The sequence below is a fragment of the Halobaculum roseum genome (genome assembly GCF_019880245.1).
GTDB lineage: Archaea > Halobacteriota > Halobacteria > Halobacteriales > Haloferacaceae > Halobaculum > Halobaculum roseum.
In genome coordinates this window covers 944,199-960,906 of the sequence record NZ_CP082286.1, presented here as the reverse complement: position 1 = coordinate 960,906, position 16,708 = coordinate 944,199, and the positions used below count along the sequence as shown (strand labels likewise).

The window sequence follows — 16,708 nt, the reverse complement described above, 5'->3', positions numbered from 1 at the left end:
CGACTGCCGCCGCGCCCGACCCGACGGACGCGCGCCGAACCGACCGGCGCTGTGGCGGACAACGCCTATCCGCCTCGGGCGCCAACCTCGGACGTGTCCCGCATCGCCCGGTTCGCCGTCGCGGTCGCGGTGCTTCCCCACGAGGCGGCCCACGCCGCGGCCGCGCGGCTGTTCGGCCTCGACGCCGAGGTCGAGGTCCTGCCGGCGTGGGAGGGGGCCGGCAGGCCGCTCGGGCGGTTCGACGCCGAGGTCCCCGAGTCGACGCCGCCGACGGTCGTCCGTGTCGTCGCGCTCGCGCCGCTGGCGTACGTCGGGATCGCAGCGATCCTCGACGCCGCGTTGCCCGCCGGGTCGGACCTCCGCCTGCTCGCGATCGCGCCGCTCGCCTACTGGGCGGCGCTGTCGAACGGCGACCTCGCGGTGGCGGCCGACCCCGAGGCCGTCCGCGAGCGCGGCCGCTTCCTCGTGACAGACGAGGGGTGGAGCGGTCCGACCGCGGACGCGCTGACCGTGCTCACGACCGGCGCGGTCGCGGGGCTGCTGCTCTCGTAACCGTCCCCGACGTTCCGGCAGCCCGGGTCCCCGAACGGAACCGATTAGCCGCGCCCGCCCCTCGCCACGCACGTGTCTCAGCTTCGCCGCGTCGGCGCCGCCGTCGCCGCGGCGCTGGCGGCCGCGGGCGTCATCGACGAGTCGCGCCTGCGCGCGACGACGGACCTGGCGTGGCCGCGCATCGTCACCGGCTTCGCCATCATGTCGAAGCGGACGGTCGACCTCGCGCTCGTCGGCCTCGTTATCGGCCCGACCGCGGTCGCCGGGCTGACGCTCGCGAACGCGTTCTGGATGGCCGCGAAGTTCGTCGCCATCGGCCTCGCGGGCGGCACGGTCGCGCTCGTCTCGCAGAACTACGGCGGCGGCGACGACGAGCGGGCGTCCGCGGTCGTCCGCCTCAGCGTCCTGATCGCGCTCGCGCTCGCGGTGCCCGCGGTCGCGGCGTTCGGCCTCGCGGCCGAGCCGCTCGTCGGCCTGCTCGGCGGCGACGAAACGGCGATCGGCTACGGCGCGACGTACCTCGCGGTGGTCGCGCCCGGGCTCCTGTTCGAGTTCCTGAACCTGATCGCCAGCCGGACGTACGCGGGCGTCAGCGACACCGTCACGCCGATGGTCGTCCGCGCGGGCGGCGGGCTCGCCAACATCGCGCTGTCGGCGACGTTCGTCCTCGGGTTCGACATGGGCGTCGCCGGCGCGGCGCTGGGCACGGCGCTGGCGACGGGGCTCGTGACGGTCGTGTTCGCGTGGGGGATGACCGGCCGGAGCTACCTCCGCGGCCGCGGCGCGAGCCCGGTGCCGCTTCGCCTCCGCGGGTCCCCCCACGACCGCGAGCTCCTGGCGCAGATCGGGCGCGTGTCCGCGCCGCTGGTCGCCCGCCGCGCCGCCCAGGGGCTCGTCGTGTTCCCCCTGCTGGCGATCGCGGCGACGTTCGGCCCGGTCGCGGTCGCGGCCGTCGGCGTCGGCCGGCAGGTGCGCGCACTGCTCGGGAGCTTCTCGTGGGGCTTCTCCATCGCCGCCTCGACCCTGGTCGGGCAGGAGCTCGGCCGCGGCGACGAGAGCGAGGCCGAGGCGTACGGCCGCGGGATCACCCGGCTGTCGCTGCTCGTGTACCTCGTCGCCGCCGCGGTCGTCGTCGCCGCGGCCGAGCCGATCGCGGCCGTGTTCGTCGACGACCCCGCGAACCTGGCGCTGTCGGCCGACTTCGTCCGGGTCGCGGCGATCTCGGTCGTCGCCCTCGGCGTCGACGGGTCGATCACGGGGACGCTGCGCGGCGCCGGCGACACCCGCGTCCCGTTCGTCGCGACGCTGGCGGGCGCGTACCTCGCGGCGCTGCCGCTGGCGTGGGCCGGAACCGTGATCCCCGCGCTCGGGGTCGGCGGCCTCCTCCTCTCGCTTTTGGCGGAGACGGCGGTGCCGCTGGCGGTGAACCTCCGTCGGTTCCGCTCGAACCGCTGGAAGGCGGTGAGTCGGACGTACCGCCCGAGCGCGGGCGATTGAGTTCCCGGCCGCACCACCCTTACCCGCTCTCCGACCGCCACACCATTCACCCTCGCTCCCGTCCCGCCGCACCACCCACCCTTATGCCGACGGCCGGCACCTCCCCGCTATGCGAGTCACGGTACTGGGTGCGGGGACGATGGGCGCCGGCATCGCGCACGCGGCCGCGACCGCCGGCCACGAGGTCGCGCTCCGGGACGTCGAGGAGTCGTACGTCGAGGACGGTATCGCCGACATCGCCGACACCCTCTCGGAGGGGGTCGAGCGCGGGAAGGTGGAGCCGGCCGAGCGCGAGGCCGCCCTCGACCGGATCACCGGCACCACGGATCTGGCCGCGGCGGCCGACGGCGCCGACCTCGTGATCGAGGCGGTGCCGGAGGACATGGACCTCAAGAAGGACGTGCTCGGCGAGGCCGAGGGTCACGTCGCCGCCGACGCGGTGCTGGCGTCGAACACGTCCGCGCTGTCGGTGACAGAACTGGCGAGCGCGCTCGACCGCCCCGAGCGCCTGCTCGGCCTCCACTTCTTCAACCCGGTTCACCTGATGGGGCTGGTCGAGGTCGTCGTCGCCGAGCGGACCGACGGGGCGACCCTGGAGACGGCGCGCTCGTTCGTTGACTCCCTCGGGAAGACCGCCGTCGAGGTGCGCGACTCCCCCGGATTCGCCTCCTCGCGGCTCGGCGTCGCGCTCGGCGCCGAGGCGATCCGGATGTACGAGACGGGCGTCGCGAGCGCCGCCGACATCGACGCGGCGATGGAACTCGGGTACAATCACCCGATGGGGCCGCTGAAGCTGACGGACGTGGTCGGGCTGGACGTGCGCCTCGACGTGCTGGAGCACCTGCGCGAGGAGCTGGGCGAGCGGTTCCGCCCGCCGCAGGCGCTCAAGCGGAAGGTCCGCGCCGGCAAGCTGGGGAGGAAGACCGGCGAGGGGTTCTACGTGTGGGAGGACGGCGAGGCGGTGCGGCCGGCAGATGAGGCGGTTCGGCCGGCCGACGCGGCGAGCCCGGACGACGACGCGGGGGAGGAGCGATGACCGTCGACGCCGACGGCGACGCCGACCCCGCGGCCGTCGCCGCCGACTGCGAGTTCGTCGACTGCGCGGTCGGCGACCGCGCGGCGGGCGTCGCCACGGTCACGCTCTCGCGGCCGGACGCGCGCAACGCCCTGAACGCGGAGCTTCGCGAGGAACTGACGCGCGTCCTCGACGCCGTCGAGGTCGAGGGCAGCGACGTTCGGGTGGTCGTCCTCACCGGCAGCGACGAGGCGAAGGCGTTCGTCGCCGGCGCGGACGTGACCGAGCTGCGCGAGCGCGACATGGTCGAGCAGCGGCGCGCGAGCGAGCGGCCCCGGGTGTACGAGCGCGTCGCCGACCTCAGACAGCCGGTGATCGCGCGGATCAACGGCCACGCGCTCGGCGGCGGCTGCGAGCTCGCGCAGGCGTGCGACGTGCGGATCGCCCACGAACGCGCGACGCTCGGCCAGCCGGAGATCAACTTGGGCCTCATCCCCGGCGGGGGCGGCACCCAGCGGCTCGTCAGGCTCGTCGGCGAGGGCCAGGCGATGAAGCTGATCTGCTCGGGTGAGCTGATCGACGCCGCCGAGGCCGCCGACATCGGCCTCGTCGACGAGGTGTACGGCGACGGAGACTTCGACGACCGCGTGTACGATCTGGCGGCGTCGATGGCCGAGAAGAGTCCCGTCGCGCTGGAGCACGCGAAGAAGGCGGTACGGGCCGCATCACGGATGGGCCTCGACGAGGGGCTCGACTACGAGTCGGAGCTGTTCGTCGGGCTGTTCGCGACGCGGGACAAGGACGAGGGGATCGACGCGTTCCTCGACGATCGCGAGCCCGAGTGGGAGGGACGGTAGCGACGGAGCCTCGTTCGGGGACCGGGCGGACGCCCCCCGATCGTGAGCGGAATCAGTACCGCACCGCCGCGTCGACGATGCCGACCGTCTGCCCGACGCCGACGAGCGCGAGGCCCGCGATCCGGATCCCCGAACCGGGGACCGCGCCGGCGACGAGGCCGCCGAGGTAGACGAGCGCGCCCGCCAGCGACAGCGCGGCGGCCGTTTTGTTCACTGTCTGTGCGGTTCCCCGGGACTCGCGACCGGTGTACCACAGCGCGGGCACGGGGAGGAACGTCCAGCCGACGAGCGAGGTCGCGACCAGCGGCGACGATGCGGGGTCGGCGGCGACGAGGAGGCCGACCGTGCCCGCGAGCGTGACGGGGATCCCGGCGAGGATCACCAGTCGCCACGCCCGGAGGACCCCCGCGGCCATGTCGGACCACGAGAGGGCGACGAAGGCGACGAGCAGCACGTCCATCACGAGATGGGCGATCAGGACCGGGCGGTCGGCGACGAGTCCGAGGTGGGCGGCGATCGTGAACCCCCACGCCAGGGGGACGAGCCCGGCGGGCGCGGTCTCGCGGGTTCGCCGGAGCACGGCTACGACGCTCCGGTCGAGTCGTCCGCGTCGTCCGCGTCCTCGGCGGTGTCCGCGTCGTCCTCGCCGTCGACCCGGACCCACTCCTCCAGCGTGAACCGGTCGTACTCGGTCGACTCGATCAGCTCCCAGTCGGTCTCGTCCCACTCCGGATAGGTAGTGTCGCCCTCGTACTCGCCGTGGACGCGGCTGAGGGCCATCCGGTCGACGTGCGGCTGGAACAGCTCGTAGATCGCGCCCCCGCCGATCACGTAGGCGGTGTCGGCGTCGAGCGACTCGGCGATCGCGACCGCCTCGTCCACGTCGGCGGCGACGCGGGCCGAGTCCACCTCGACCGAGTCGACGCTGCGCGAGAGGACGATCTGTGCGGACCCCGGGAGGTCGTCGAGCATCGACTCGAACGTCGTCCGGCCGAGGATCACCGGATGGTCCGCGATCCGGTCGCGATACTGGCGTTTGTCCTCGGGGATCGAGGGCCACGGGAGTTCGCCGTCGTCGCCGATGACGCCGTTGTCGGCGACGGCGGCGACGGACACGAGTTCGACCATACGGCGACCACGGCGGCGCGCGACAAACCGCTTTTCCCCGTCCCCCGGGGTCGGGCCGTTCTGGGCGAGTCGTGTGGATCGCGCCGATCCCCTCCGAGCACTATCGCGGACCACTGGCTCCATCACGATTATGTACTCGCGGGGGCCGCGTTCACTCGATATGCAGATCGGAATCGTCGGCGTCGGCGGCGGCGGCACCGCGCTGGCGGACGCGCTGCTGACGGACGAGGGGGGACGCGCCGTCGACTACGTCGCCGACGCGGTCGCGATCGACACCGACGCGGGCGACCTCGCTGCGCTGGAACGCGTCGACGAGGACGACCGCCATCTGATCGGCGCGGTCCACACCGAGGGCGAGGGCACCGCCGGCGACGCGAACCTCGCGTCGGAGATCGCCCGCGAGGAGCGCCCGGAGCTCCAGGCGGCGGTCGACTCGCTCCCGGTCGGGCGAACGGACGCCGCGCTCGTGTGCGCCGCGCTCGGCGGCGGCACCGCCGCCGGCGTCGCCCCGGCGGTCGTCGACCTGCTCGGACAGGTGACGGGCACGCCGGTGTACGCGCTCGGGGTGCTCCCGGGCGTCGCCGAGTCCGGCGGCGACGGCGCCGCCACCGACGCGACGAGGGACGGGCCGAGGCGATCGCATGGTTCCGGCGACGGCAACGGCGACGACAACGGCAACGCCGCCGCCGCCGGCAACGGCGACGCTGACGGCCGGCCAGATCCGTCGGGCCGTTCGGGTCGGCCCGACCGCCCGCTCTCGTCCAACGCCGCGGGCGCGGTTCGCGCGCTCTCGGCCGCGAGCGACGACCTCCTGCTCGCCGATCTCGACGTGTGGCGCGCCAGCGGCGCCTCCTACGCGGCGGCGTGGCCGCGGCTGGACGACGCCGTGGCGGGGCGGCTCGGCTCGCTTCTGGCCGCCGGCGAGACGGCGGACCCGACGCCCGAGCGCGTGCTCGACGCCAGCGAGCTGACGAACACCCTCGGCGCCGGCGGCGTCACGGCGCTCGGCTCCGCGGGGGCCGAGGTGGAGAACGGCCGCCGCGAGGGGTTCGTCGGCGGCCTGATCGACCGCATCGGCGGCGCTGACGGCCCCGCGGTCGACGAGGGCGAGGCGGTGTCGGTCGCGACCAACGCCGCCCGGAAGGCGATCTCACATCAGCTCAGCCTCCCGTGCGATCTCACCAGCGCGTCGCGGGCGGCCGTCGTCTTCCACGCGCCGCCGGCGTGGCTCAGTCGCCGCGGGCTCGAACGCGCGCGCAGTCTCATCGAGGAGGGGACCGGCGTGCCCGAGATCCGCTGGGGCGACTACCCCGACCCGACCGCCGAGGAGTTCCGGGTCACGGTGTTGCTGTCCGGGATCTCGACCGCCGACCGCCTCGCCGCGCTCGGCGACGAGGTCGATCCCACGCGGCTGGAGTAACCGACGCGGCGGCCGCGTGGTCCGGAGTTCCGCCCGCGGCGACGCCGGCCGTTCCGGACGACCGAACCGACCCGTTCATGACGATCCCCGCGCGAGCGCCGTGTATGTCCACCGACGGGGACGGCGACCCCACAGTACCCATCGTCTGCGAGGAGTGCGACACCCGGACGCGCGTCCCGCTGTCGGACCTCGCCGACCAGCTGGAGCGACACAACGAGACGCGCCACGACGGCGAGGACGTCGCCGCCGTCGACCCCGCGCTCGCCGACCGGATCGCCGATCTGGTCGTCGAGGACATGGGACTGCTGGACGAGGAGTAAGGCCGGAGTCGACGAAAATCGCACTCGGCGATCAGTCGTCAGCCGCCAGGTGCGACTGGAGGTGGGCGCCGATCTGCTCGACCTCGGACTCGAACGTCTCGAGGTCGTACTCCTGTGCGTGGAGCATGCTGCTGTACCGCGGCGTGTAGCCGGCGAGGAACGACAGCTCCGTCAGCTCCTCGTCGGTCGCGCCGTGTAGTTTCGCCGCCTCGCGGTGGAAGTGAACGCAGTACGGGCACTTCAGGTTCGCCGCGACCGCGAGGTTGATCAGTTCCTTATACTTGGCCGGGATCGTCGTCTCACCCAGCGCCATCCGCTTGAACGTCGGCCACTCGTTGACCAGGTCGTCACGGTGCATGTCGCCGAAGAAGCCCGGAACCATGCCGAGCGTCTCCTCGATCTCCGTCACGGTGTCGTCGTACGAGTCCGCCGTCGATGTTGTCGCCATCTCTGTTGTCTCCGGTGACGGACTGGTCCGTCACGCGTGACCCGTGACGCGTCGCCGAGGCTTTGTTATGAGTCGAGCGGGGCTCGGTACGGTCGGTCACGGGCTGCGGTACTGTCAGCCGACCGACTCCACACGCTCGCCGATCGGGACCGCGAACCCCGATAACAGGCTCACCCTTGCGGCGGTAGGGTGTCCTTCGCCGACTCGTCGCTCGGAGGCGAACCCGTCGTCCACGAACGCGACCGTTCGCCCGGATCAGCAGCTACCGGGGCTCGGTAGGGGTCACCTGCTCCCGGAGCGCCCACGTGTCGGCCGTCGGATCCAGGTTCGAGGGCTCGGTTCCGCGGGTCGTCAGAATTCCCGCGTGATACAGCATCGCCTTGAGTTGGAACACCGTGGGCGCGTGATACACGTTCCCGTCGGTCAGTTCCGCGCGCTGTAGTTCGCCGTCAGCGTCCAACACGCGCCCCCGAACGTCGTCGTCGCCGCGGACGAACAGCTCGACCGTGAACGAGGGGTGCAGCTCGTGGAGGTACTCGACGACCTGCGGCAGCGTCGGCTCTGGGACGCCGTCCTCGTGGAGGCGCTGGAGCTCCTCGACGAGCAGTTGCGTCGCCGGATACGCGTAGACCACCCGACGGGTGAGCAGCCCCCACTTTGGCGCGATGTCGGAAAACCGCCTCCGTGACCGCTTCCACTCGTCGAAGTCGGCCAACGCGGACTCGACTGAGCCGTACTCCGCGAGCGCGAACCTCACCACTTCCCTCCCCAGCGGCGTCAACCGCACCCCGTCGGGTCGCTCCTCGACGAGGTTCAGAAACGCGGCGCCGGTGCGAGCGGCGTCGACGGCGCGAACGACGTGCTCGGAGAGCACGCGCCCCGTCTCGTCGGGGTGGTACAGCGCCAGCGGATACGCGAGGTAGTTCTTCGGGTGGTTGAGGCCGAACGACTTGTCGGCGACGCCCTGGGCGCTCGCCTGAAACCGGATCGCGGTCGTCTCGCTCGTCGTCCGGTTGCCGACGACGCGCGGCACCTCGACGGCGTCGACCGAGCCGTCGGCGTCGACGGCGAGGACGCCGACGTTGAGTTCGCGTGCGAGCGTCCGGACCGACCCGCCGATCGAGGCGACGGGCGCCGCGACGTACACGGCGTTGGCCTCGTCGAGTCGGTCGTACGCCTGGACGACGCCGCGTTCCACGTCGACGCCGCCGCGGTCGTCGTACCCCTTCGCCTCGACGGCGACGAGCGGCGGCTCCTCCCCCAGCCGGTCGACGGCTAGCAGGTCCGGATCGAGGACGCGAACGCCGACCAGGTCCGGGTAGCCCGACCCGACGCGGACGTGGTTGAACGGCGCGAGCAGTTCCGTGACGCTCGAATCGATCGCTCCGTCGGCGAGCCACCGATTCGAGGCGAACTGCGTGTCGACGACGGCGTACCCGTCGTCGGCGTCCTCCGGGAAGAGGCGGCGCTTCGTGTGCGCGAGGACCTGCGGTTCCGTCAGCGAGCGCGCCGCGCTTGCCATCGAACCCGGCTTTCGACGGCGGGGACATGAAGATTCGGCTCTCGGGAACCTCGCGAGCGGGTCGGCTCATTTCCCCCGTTCGATTTCCTCCGGCCGCTACGGGCGTGCTGAATACGGCAGCGGTTCGTCCCGGACGTACCGGGTCGGGGGGAACCGTCCATTTATCTTTCCGTCATCAGAGGTCACTACCATGTCCGACCGGCCGCCGACGAGCGTCATCCTGCCGACGACGCGGTGGACTGACGCGTGCGCGGAGTTGGCCGCCCAACTCGGGGCCGGCGACGAACTGTTGATCGTCCACGACGACGAGGACGACCCCGTCGCCGAACGGAACGACCACCCCGAGGGCGTCCGCCTCGTCGCGGCCGGTGAACCGGAGCAGTGCTCGGGAAAGGCCAACGCCATCGCTGCCGGGATGGAGGCCGCGCGCCACGACCGGCTCGTCTGGACGGACGACGACTTCCACCATCCCCCGGACTGGCTGGCGACCTTCACCGCGGACTACGAGACGTACGGGCCGGTGTCGGAGGTGCCGTACTTCGTCGGGCGAGACCCCCTTTCGGTGCTCCTCGAACCGCTGTACGCATCGGCTGGCTCGCTGGGCCTCTACCTCGGCAATCAGATCTGGGGCGGCGCGGTCGTGTTCGAGCGAACCGACATCGACGAGGCCGCGTTTCTCGACGACCTTCGGCGGACCGTCAGTGACGATGGACTCCTCATGGAGTACCTCCAGGTGACGACGGTCGGCCGGACGCGGATCGTCCCCATCGGGGGAACCATCCGCGAGGCGGTCGAGCGCCCGGTCCGGTGGACGCAGATCCTCCGGTGGCACTTCCCCGGGACCGTCGCCGGGATATGCGTCTTTTCGCTGCTCGTCCTCGTGGGTGCGGTGTCGGCTCCGTTGCCTGCGGCGGTGATTCTGACGCTGGTGCACCTCGCCGTCAACGAGGTGCTTGGCGTTCGTCGGTGGACGGCCGTGCTGGCCTATCCGTCGCTGTTCGTGTTCGTCCCCCTCCTCTTCTACGGGCTCGTCCGCCGGACGTTCGTCTGGGGCGGCCGGCGCTATCGCTGGCGCGGGAAGTTCGACGTCGAGGTCGTCGAGTAGCGATCCCACGCAGTACCCCGGCGACGACCCGCCCTGAGTCACTGGATGAGTCCCGCTTCGTGAACGAGCGCGACACGAATCTGGCGATGTGAACACGATCGTCCCGACTGATCGGGAGGGTGTTGTGTCGATCGGCGATCGATCCTCTGGAACGGGACGAGTTTGGCTGGACGCGAACACCTGAGAGATCCACTCACCCAAGCGGGCGTCGAAACGAACGCGAAATCAGGCCCGCTCGACCGGGAATCGCCCACCGTCGGGCGATTATTGTACCGAAAATCTATCGGCGCTGCAGGCTCCGGTTCGACCGTCTCACAACAGTTGCATCTACCGCTCAATACAGATATGTGCGCCTTCGATGCGATATCTCCGCTCTGTATCTTGTGAGGTAGGAATATCATCTATCAGATGTTTCAGCACACATACGCTCCTGTATCCGCTCCGGATCGTGCGTCGTCTCCTGTCTCTGTACAAATCTGTCGTGTGTCAAGAGTGAGGAGGTCTCCTGATACGACTCGAACCTCTCCTCGGCCCAATTACGAACCGTCTCGTCGTCGGTTTCGATCAGAGCGAGCGGAGCGCCCTTGTCGTCATCGATTCCAAAGTACACGACGCCATCGTTAATCCCGACAACATCTGCAATGGGTTCGTCGGCGACGAACACGGTTGCTTGGTCATCTGTGAGAATATCCGTGAACTGTGAACGGTGTGCCGGCTCGGTCATCGTTTCGACGACGTTCGGTGTGACCACTGCCTCGAACTGATGGGTACCGGTCGTGATCGCCTCCCAGTGTGCGTTCAGACACGGGACCGGGAGCGCATGTGTAAGGACCCTTGACTGCCGAGCAGTGCGCTCAAGCTCGCTCGCGCGGAGCATCGGCGCGAGCGGATTGTTCCGGCTTGGCAGCGTGACTGTTGCATCGGTGAGACAACTCAGCTCGAATGCCAGCGTGTCCGTCGAGAGCCACTGTTCGACGGTGCGCAGTTGTCGTGCGGTGTCCATCATCTCCAGTAGGTCGGTGAACTCGTCGTGAACCCACGTACCGAGTGACGTGATCCGTGCGCTCTGTCCGTGCTGGGTGATCCAGACACGCGCTTCGAAGTCGTCGAGAATCCGCGCGAGCGTCGGGCGCGAAGCATCGGTGGCATCCATCAACTCGTCACGCGTGTGCGTTCGCTCGTCGCTCAGCACCGTGAGGAGGTCGATTCGGTTCTCGGACAACGCAAGAAACGCGACGTCATCGAGTGCCGAGTTCATGTATATTGATAACACATACCACACTAAATAGCATAGGGTGACCGCCTCGCGGGGATGTCGATCGATCGGGGAAACGGCCAGATAGCTGAAACCGGGGAAGTGTACGCCACTTTCGGAATGGCCCAACAGATCGGAGCCGTCCCCGAGCAGTTCGCTGGATAGGGCCATTCTCGTCTCGAATGCTTCGTTCACACTGTGAGCAGTGTTCAGGGGATATTGCGAATAGCCTCCTCCGCCGAGATAGATGTGGAGTCCGTGACTCCGCGGAGAACCTATGGCAACAACAGTTCAAGAGAACAAAGAACTCGTTCGGCGGTTCATCAGCGAGGCGAACGCCCAGAACTACGACAAGGTGAGAGAGCTGTTCACCGCCGATTATACGCGACACGATCCGGATGCTGACGTTGCCGAACAGGGTCCGGAGCCGTTCATTACGGCACTACAGCGACTCCACGAGGCGTTCCCCGACAGCGAAGTTCTCATTGGCGAACTCATCGCCGAGGACGACCTGGTGGCGTTCGAAGGGACGATGACGGGCACGCACGAGGGCGTCTTCCGGGGTGTCGATCCGACAGACGAGAGAATGGAAATTCCCGGTACCGCCATGCACCGCATCAGGGACGGGAAGATCGCGGAAACGTGGGCCACTTGGAACTTCCTCGCCGCACTTCAGCAACTCGACGTACTCGACGAGCCGATCGCATAGCGCACGCGTGTCTCTCACCTTCTCGCTCGTGTCTTACTGGAACGCCCACGTGGTGGTGTTTCCAGGGTCCGGAACACGACAGTACTGTTCAGTGTACTTCCTCCCGGGGCACATTCTCCTGTGGATACGGGCAGTGAGCCGTCCGGCCCGTCACCCGGGCGACCGCGGCGAGAACCGGAAACAGGACACGCTGGACGGAGCGTGGCGGCCGTGCAGGAACGACCACATCCGGATACTCCCGAAGCAGCAGGAGCGTCTGAAGCAGGTTGCTGAAGCCCGAGTGATCGCCGTGGGCGTGCGCGGCGCCGAACCGCGCGGTCAGTGCCTCCCGCCACCGTCCGGGTGGAGCAACTTCGCGTCGGAAGTGAGTGGATTCTGCCTCCGTGTACGAGACGTGGGGTTCCCCCGCAGGGACGACGATCTCCTCACCCGCGTCGATGCGGTTGTCGATTCCGTTGATCTGCACGACGAGGTGTCCCTCGTGAACGACGAAACGCTCCTCCGTAGCGGGATGGTAGTGCGCTGGCGGTGGTTCTCTGTCTGCCGGCCGCCACTCGTTCCACACCAGTCTCTCATCGTTTGAGGCATCTTCGTCGAAGACGATTCGCTCGCCCGTCCCCGGATTACTGATCTCGGTTGGTAGGTGCATGACATCTGCTCGTTGTGAAGGTATGGGCTGTTGAGGAGCAGTATTCTCCAAGCGGTTCACCGACGCTCAGTCCGCCGTCTCGACGACGGCCAGTTCCACCGGCTCGTCGCCGACGACGGTCGTCGTATGCCCGCTGCCGCTCGTATCCTCCGCCAGAAGGACGCTTCCCGGCGGGAACTGCCGTCTCTCTCCGTCGCTGGCGCTGAGTTCCATCTCTCCGGCCAGTACGATCCAGTAATTACGGGCCGGGGCGACGTGTGGGTCGTTCACATCCTCGGGCCACCCAGCGGGCAACGTCACGAACGAGACGTTCTCGGCGGGTGTGGGCGAAGACATATTCACCGGCGGAGCCGGTGGAGCGATATCAGCCTTGTCGAGCGCAACCTGCTCGTCACTGAAATGCGACTCTCCATCCGCGTCGGCAGAGATCCGTGTGTAGGTCATCACTGATTCGCCTTCGTTGGGAGTGGTTGGGGACGGCATAGTCGTGGGCCGTCTCGTTCATCGGTTCGACTCACGATGATAGTATGGGGCTTACTTCGTTCACGGTAGCTTCGCTGTTCATCGTGTGAACACGCCACGAGTGAATAGAAGGCGATAGAAGTCCGCTCCTCTACAACGTGCTGAGCGGAGTTGAACGATGGTACGCTGAGATGATCACGGAGAAACTGCCCGTGTCAAGGACAACCTCGCCGCAGTCGGGCGAGTACACCCCTCGAAACTATGAGCGCCGCAGGCTCCGGTTCGACCGTCAAACGAATCGACCTTTCAGACGTGAGGCGGCCGGATTCGAGCGTTTTCGTGATCAGAATTAGACACTCGACACACTGTCCTGTGATCGGATGAGAGAGACATCGCGCAGCGTCACACGAATTGCCTGCCTCGGCAAACACAGCACGTGACTCGGCTAATCTATTATCGATCGTCGTGTAGGTGGGGTAAATCGTTTTCAGGCTCGTATCCGTACTCGATTCATGGGCCACGATAGCATACCACATCAAAATGCGGTGTCACCGATCGGTGACATCGCGTATCTCGCGCGGTCCGAACACCGGGTCCCGACACTAATCGCGCTGACGGAGCGTCCTCGGAGTCGCTCTGAACTCTGTGAGATGGGCGGCGTTTCGTCCTCCACAATGCGGCGGACGTTGGACGAGTTCGAATCCCGGGTCTGGATCCGCAAAGACGGCTACCAATACACAGCGACACGGCTCGGGGAGGTGATCGCTTCAGGAATGGAAGACCTGATCGAACAGGTCGAAACAGAGCGGAAATTGCGTGATATCTGGCACTGGCTTCCCGACGAGTTCAGCGAATTGTCCATCGAGACGTGGGAAGCGATGACGATCACTGTCGCCGAACCCGATTCACCGTACCGCCCGATCGACCGATTCGAGTCGCTTCTCACGGAGACGAACGAACTTCGCTTAATTCGTCCTGAGATTGCCTTGATGGAACCGTGCTTTGAGGTTCTCGTTCAACTGATTGACGAGGGAGTCGAGGTAGTGTTGGTGGCTAGACCAGAGAGCCATGCGTACTTTCTCTCGACGTACCCGGAGCGCAGCTCGGACATGATGCAACAGGACAATTTCACCGTTCTGGAGCACGATGCCCTCCCCCCATGTGGAACCGGTCTTCTCGATGAGTGTGTCACCATCAGCTGTTACGAACAGGACAGTGGGACGGTCCACGTATTGATCGACACCGACGTAGCGGCTGTCCGCGAGTGGGCACAGTCGGTGTGTGAAACGTACGCGTCGGAGGGTCAGCCAGTCACCCCCCCGTAAATGAAGACGACTGATGTGATCGGTTCATACCGTACCGGAATCTCGACTCGTTTTGAGGAGTTCATCTCGGCGTCGAGGCGGGGAGGTTCGATCCAAACCGTCATCGGATCGCAGGAGGTGATACTTTTCCAGTGACTGCCAGGCCAGCAGTTCCTGGCGTACTATCACAAATTAACTACAGTACCTTCCCGATCGTAGTGTCTCTGGCAGGGAGCGGAGACAAATGATTGACGACCAGCGAACATCGCACGGCATTGACCTCGAAACACTCGAAGGGTTCACCGAACACGCAGCTGCGGAGCCCGAAGCTGTCCAGCTTGGCCTCGGGGCGTCAGCAACCTACGAAGGGACGGCCGCCCATAGCTTGGCAAAGATCGAGAGCTACGAGCTCGGAGGCGAGACAATAGCCCGTGAAACGCGCGAATACACGATTCCCTACGGCGGCTGGAAGGAAGTGTTGAACGCTGGTGGGTGGATCGGCGCGACCGACCGGATGGAGCCGATTGAAGCGGCGCTGTCGGCGCTGGCCGCCTGTATCAACGTCGGCATCACGATCAACGCCGCCGCCAGCGATGTGGACATCGACCACCTCCAGACGCGCGTCCGGACCGATTTCGATCCGGCGGTTCTGTTCAGCCTCAAGGAACTCAAAGAGGCCGACTCAGCGTTCGAGAACCTAACCGCCGAAGTCGAGATAGACGGCGAGGACCTCGATCAGGACCAGATCGACGAGTGGGCACGGCGGGCACCCGTCTACACGCTCGTCTCGCTCGCTCAGGACGTCGAGATGACCGTCGCAACTCCCGCCGAGGTGGCGGGCGACGACTAACGGAGACCACCGATGAGCGAAGCACTCGACACGGACAAACTCGAACGCGAGGTCAAGTCGATGTATCGGGATGTCGCGGAGTCCTCCGACGCCGAGTTCCACTTCGAGACGGGCCACGATCTCGCGGTCCGCCTCGGGTACGACCCCGACGATCTCGACTACGTCCCGGACGCGGCCATCGACTCGTTCGCGGGCGTTGGCTACTACTTCGACTCGGCAGAGCTTGAATCAGGTGCGGACGTGCTTGACCTCGGCAGTGGCTCGGGGATGGACGCCTTCGTCGCCGGGCTACACGTAACTGAGACCGGTACGGTGACGGGCATCGATATGACTACGGAGCAAGTCGAGAAGGCCAACGACCTCGCAACGGACAACGGTTTCCACAACGTCACCTTCCGCGAAGGGTATATCGAGGATCTCCCGTTCGAGGACGCCTCGTTCGACGCGGTGATCTCGAACGGCGTACTCAACCTTTCCGCCGAGAAGAGAACGGTCTTCGAGGAGGCGAACCGGGTGCTCAAACCGGGCGGACAGCTGGCTCTCTCCGACATCGTCAGTGAACAACGGATGCCCGAGAGCATCAAGTCCGACGCGGACCTGTGGGCCGCATGTATCGGTGGTGCCGAACAGATCGGCAGCTACACGAGGCTCATCGAAGCTGCTGGTTTCTCAGTGACGGAGACCCGAGAGAACACACAGTACGAATTCCTCTCTGATCGGGCGGCCAACGCGTGCGGGAAGTACGGTGTCAAGAGCGTCACGGTCGGGGCAATAAAGTGAAGATCATGGCGACAGAACAATCAGTCACTGACGAACAGGGAGAACAGGTCCGGTTCGAGTCGCAGCTCCGAAACGGGGCGGCACTGATGGCCCTCGCCGGGATCGCGTTCGTCGGCTACGGGATCGTATTCCTCGTGCTGAATTTCGTGGGGAGTGGATTCGAACTCGGAGTCAGTACACTGGCCGGGATGACGGCCGCCGATCTCGATCCGACGGTGGCGTACTACATTAGTCACCTCCACGTCGCCACCGCTGCGTTCATCATCTCAACGGGTATCGCCGTCGCGGGCCTCTCGTGGTACGGCGTACGCCAGGGGCTCACGTGGGCGTGGGCGACGGCGATCGTCAGTGCCGTCGTCGGCTTGGCGCTCGCGTTACCGATGCATTGGACGGGAGATGCGTTCGCTCACGATTGGGTGACGCATCTCGGACCGATCTACCTGGCGACGATCGTCTTCATCGTCGGGGTCGTATTGTCGTACCGAGGAGTTCAGACTACGTAGCTGATCTCACCGAGCCCTGCCTTCATTTATGAGTTCGATATCGGGCGTCGTACTGCACACTGGTCAGGGGGTGACCCTTGGGGAGTACCTGTTTCGGGTGATCCTTCATCTACTCGTCGTCGTCGGTATCGGTGTAACCGTCCACTGGACCATCCGAGCGTTCGAAACCATTCGTTCGGGGAACGAAAGGCGGGGAAGAGTCAATGACAACGAGCCGTGACTCCCAATAGACTTCTGATGCGTCGCAGGAACCCGTGTCATCAGAACCTCGCCCCGCGGAGAAACGTGGCCACGATCTACCCGTGAACCGTCTATTACGAACGGTGAACTCC

At 67.0% G+C, this 16,708-nt stretch carries 19 protein-coding genes; 12 read left to right on the top strand and 7 right to left on the bottom strand.

Annotated features, from left to right (window positions below; translation table 11 throughout):
- Positions 1 to 93 precede the first annotated feature (93 nt).
- The 4 genes from K6T36_RS04820 (at position 94) to K6T36_RS04805 (ending at position 3,921) form a co-directional block, all read left to right on the top strand.
- Positions 94 to 552, top strand: coding sequence for a hypothetical protein (locus K6T36_RS04820; protein WP_222922845.1), 459 nt, complete (start codon positions 94 to 96; stop codon positions 550 to 552).
- A 72-nt stretch (positions 553 to 624) separates the two neighbouring features.
- Complete coding sequence (locus tag K6T36_RS04815; protein ID WP_222922844.1) at positions 625 to 2,049, top strand: MATE family efflux transporter; 1,425 nt, start codon at positions 625 to 627, stop codon at positions 2,047 to 2,049.
- Positions 2,050 to 2,158: 109 nt separating this feature from the next.
- Complete coding sequence (locus K6T36_RS04810) at positions 2,159 to 3,085, top strand: 3-hydroxyacyl-CoA dehydrogenase family protein (RefSeq protein ID WP_222922843.1); 927 nt, start codon at positions 2,159 to 2,161, stop codon at positions 3,083 to 3,085.
- The gene (locus K6T36_RS04805) at positions 3,082 to 3,921 is read left to right on the top strand and encodes an enoyl-CoA hydratase/isomerase family protein (protein ID WP_222922842.1); all 840 of its coding nucleotides are present in this window, start codon (positions 3,082 to 3,084) and stop codon (positions 3,919 to 3,921) included. The genes K6T36_RS04810 and K6T36_RS04805 overlap by 4 nt, the downstream gene beginning before the upstream one ends.
- Before the next feature lie 52 nt (positions 3,922 to 3,973).
- On the opposite strand, the gene K6T36_RS04800 is transcribed toward K6T36_RS04805, so the two are convergent.
- Together K6T36_RS04800 and K6T36_RS04795 are read right to left on the bottom strand one after the other, a co-directional pair.
- Complete coding sequence (locus tag K6T36_RS04800) at positions 3,974 to 4,501, bottom strand: hypothetical protein (RefSeq protein ID WP_222922841.1); 528 nt, start codon at positions 4,499 to 4,501, stop codon at positions 3,974 to 3,976.
- A gap of 2 nt (positions 4,502 to 4,503) precedes the next feature.
- Complete coding sequence (locus K6T36_RS04795) at positions 4,504 to 5,049, bottom strand: dihydrofolate reductase (protein WP_222922840.1); 546 nt, start codon at positions 5,047 to 5,049, stop codon at positions 4,504 to 4,506.
- A 160-nt stretch (positions 5,050 to 5,209) separates the two neighbouring features.
- Here K6T36_RS04795 and K6T36_RS04790 point away from each other — a divergent pair, with 160 nt between their 5' ends.
- A complete protein-coding gene (locus K6T36_RS04790) occupies positions 5,210 to 6,469 on the top strand; it encodes an FtsZ/tubulin family protein (protein WP_222922839.1) in 1,260 nt (419 codons plus the stop codon).
- 104 nt (positions 6,470 to 6,573) lie between these two features.
- Positions 6,574 to 6,789, top strand: a complete 216-nt coding sequence (locus tag K6T36_RS04785; protein ID WP_222922838.1) for a DUF8149 family protein — start codon at positions 6,574 to 6,576, stop codon at positions 6,787 to 6,789.
- Between the two features lie 31 nt (positions 6,790 to 6,820).
- On the opposite strand, the gene K6T36_RS04780 is transcribed toward K6T36_RS04785, so the two are convergent.
- Both K6T36_RS04780 and K6T36_RS04775 read right to left on the bottom strand, forming a co-directional pair.
- The gene (locus K6T36_RS04780; RefSeq protein WP_222922837.1) at positions 6,821 to 7,237 is read right to left on the bottom strand and encodes a carboxymuconolactone decarboxylase family protein; all 417 of its coding nucleotides are present in this window, start codon (positions 7,235 to 7,237) and stop codon (positions 6,821 to 6,823) included.
- Positions 7,238 to 7,499: 262 nt separating this feature from the next.
- Positions 7,500 to 8,759, bottom strand: coding sequence for a hypothetical protein (locus K6T36_RS04775; protein ID WP_222922836.1), 1,260 nt, complete (start codon positions 8,757 to 8,759; stop codon positions 7,500 to 7,502).
- A gap of 190 nt (positions 8,760 to 8,949) precedes the next feature.
- Here K6T36_RS04775 and K6T36_RS04770 point away from each other — a divergent pair, with 190 nt between their 5' ends.
- Positions 8,950 to 9,864, top strand: a complete 915-nt coding sequence (locus K6T36_RS04770) for a glycosyltransferase family 2 protein (protein WP_222922835.1) — start codon at positions 8,950 to 8,952, stop codon at positions 9,862 to 9,864.
- Between the two features lie 397 nt (positions 9,865 to 10,261).
- Here K6T36_RS04770 and K6T36_RS04765 read toward each other — a convergent pair whose 3' ends face one another.
- Positions 10,262 to 11,122, bottom strand: a complete 861-nt coding sequence (locus tag K6T36_RS04765; RefSeq protein WP_222922834.1) for a helix-turn-helix transcriptional regulator — start codon at positions 11,120 to 11,122, stop codon at positions 10,262 to 10,264.
- A 274-nt stretch (positions 11,123 to 11,396) separates the two neighbouring features.
- Between K6T36_RS04765 and K6T36_RS04760 the strand changes: the two genes are divergently transcribed.
- Positions 11,397 to 11,828 carry an ester cyclase gene (locus K6T36_RS04760; RefSeq protein ID WP_222922833.1) on the top strand — a complete coding sequence of 144 codons (432 nt, stop codon included), beginning with the start codon at positions 11,397 to 11,399 and terminating at the stop codon, positions 11,826 to 11,828.
- A gap of 88 nt (positions 11,829 to 11,916) precedes the next feature.
- Here the strand turns inward: K6T36_RS04760 and K6T36_RS04755 are convergent, their stop codons facing one another.
- Positions 11,917 to 12,477 (bottom strand): cupin domain-containing protein, encoded by a 561-nt coding sequence (locus K6T36_RS04755; RefSeq protein ID WP_222922832.1) that lies wholly within the window; start codon positions 12,475 to 12,477, stop codon positions 11,917 to 11,919.
- A 66-nt stretch (positions 12,478 to 12,543) separates the two neighbouring features.
- Positions 12,544 to 12,921 (bottom strand): cupin domain-containing protein, encoded by a 378-nt coding sequence (locus K6T36_RS04750; RefSeq protein ID WP_222922831.1) that lies wholly within the window; start codon positions 12,919 to 12,921, stop codon positions 12,544 to 12,546.
- A gap of 530 nt (positions 12,922 to 13,451) precedes the next feature.
- Between K6T36_RS04750 and K6T36_RS04745 the strand changes: the two genes are divergently transcribed.
- The 4 genes from K6T36_RS04745 (at position 13,452) to K6T36_RS04730 (ending at position 16,376) form a co-directional block, all read left to right on the top strand.
- Positions 13,452 to 14,264 (top strand): helix-turn-helix transcriptional regulator, encoded by an 813-nt coding sequence (locus K6T36_RS04745; protein ID WP_222922830.1) that lies wholly within the window; start codon positions 13,452 to 13,454, stop codon positions 14,262 to 14,264.
- Positions 14,265 to 14,487: 223 nt separating this feature from the next.
- On the top strand, positions 14,488 to 15,093 hold the full coding sequence (locus K6T36_RS04740; RefSeq protein ID WP_222922829.1) for an OsmC family protein: 606 nt from the start codon (positions 14,488 to 14,490) through the stop codon (positions 15,091 to 15,093).
- 12 nt (positions 15,094 to 15,105) lie between these two features.
- Positions 15,106 to 15,873, top strand: a complete 768-nt coding sequence (locus K6T36_RS04735; protein WP_222922828.1) for a methyltransferase domain-containing protein — start codon at positions 15,106 to 15,108, stop codon at positions 15,871 to 15,873.
- A 5-nt stretch (positions 15,874 to 15,878) separates the two neighbouring features.
- Positions 15,879 to 16,376 carry a hypothetical protein gene (locus K6T36_RS04730; protein ID WP_222922827.1) on the top strand — a complete coding sequence of 166 codons (498 nt, stop codon included), beginning with the start codon at positions 15,879 to 15,881 and terminating at the stop codon, positions 16,374 to 16,376.
- Positions 16,377 to 16,708 lie beyond the last annotated feature (332 nt).

What these genes read in the sequence shown, in the direction of transcription:
- K6T36_RS04810 (WP_222922843.1), top strand. Translation starts at nt 2,159, where the DNA reads ATGCGAGTCACGGTACTGGGTGCGGGGACGATGGGCGCCGGCATCGCG.
- K6T36_RS04805 (WP_222922842.1), top strand. Translation starts at nt 3,082, where the DNA reads ATGACCGTCGACGCCGACGGCGACGCCGACCCCGCGGCCGTCGCCGCC.
- K6T36_RS04795 (WP_222922840.1), bottom strand. Translation starts at nt 5,049, where the DNA reads ATGGTCGAACTCGTGTCCGTCGCCGCCGTCGCCGACAACGGCGTCATC.
- K6T36_RS04790 (WP_222922839.1), top strand. Translation starts at nt 5,210, where the DNA reads ATGCAGATCGGAATCGTCGGCGTCGGCGGCGGCGGCACCGCGCTGGCG.
- K6T36_RS04785 (WP_222922838.1), top strand. Translation starts at nt 6,574, where the DNA reads ATGTCCACCGACGGGGACGGCGACCCCACAGTACCCATCGTCTGCGAG.
- K6T36_RS04780 (WP_222922837.1), bottom strand. Translation starts at nt 7,237, where the DNA reads ATGGCGACAACATCGACGGCGGACTCGTACGACGACACCGTGACGGAG.
- K6T36_RS04775 (WP_222922836.1), bottom strand. Translation starts at nt 8,759, where the DNA reads ATGGCAAGCGCGGCGCGCTCGCTGACGGAACCGCAGGTCCTCGCGCAC.
- K6T36_RS04770 (WP_222922835.1), top strand. Translation starts at nt 8,950, where the DNA reads ATGTCCGACCGGCCGCCGACGAGCGTCATCCTGCCGACGACGCGGTGG.
- K6T36_RS04765 (WP_222922834.1), bottom strand. Translation starts at nt 11,122, where the DNA reads ATGAACTCGGCACTCGATGACGTCGCGTTTCTTGCGTTGTCCGAGAAC.
- K6T36_RS04760 (WP_222922833.1), top strand. Translation starts at nt 11,397, where the DNA reads ATGGCAACAACAGTTCAAGAGAACAAAGAACTCGTTCGGCGGTTCATC.
- K6T36_RS04755 (WP_222922832.1), bottom strand. Translation starts at nt 12,477, where the DNA reads ATGCACCTACCAACCGAGATCAGTAATCCGGGGACGGGCGAGCGAATC.
- K6T36_RS04750 (WP_222922831.1), bottom strand. Translation starts at nt 12,921, where the DNA reads ATGACCTACACACGGATCTCTGCCGACGCGGATGGAGAGTCGCATTTC.
- K6T36_RS04745 (WP_222922830.1), top strand. Translation starts at nt 13,452, where the DNA reads ATGGGCCACGATAGCATACCACATCAAAATGCGGTGTCACCGATCGGT.
- K6T36_RS04740 (WP_222922829.1), top strand. Translation starts at nt 14,488, where the DNA reads ATGATTGACGACCAGCGAACATCGCACGGCATTGACCTCGAAACACTC.
- K6T36_RS04735 (WP_222922828.1), top strand. Translation starts at nt 15,106, where the DNA reads ATGAGCGAAGCACTCGACACGGACAAACTCGAACGCGAGGTCAAGTCG.
- K6T36_RS04730 (WP_222922827.1), top strand. Translation starts at nt 15,879, where the DNA reads ATGGCGACAGAACAATCAGTCACTGACGAACAGGGAGAACAGGTCCGG.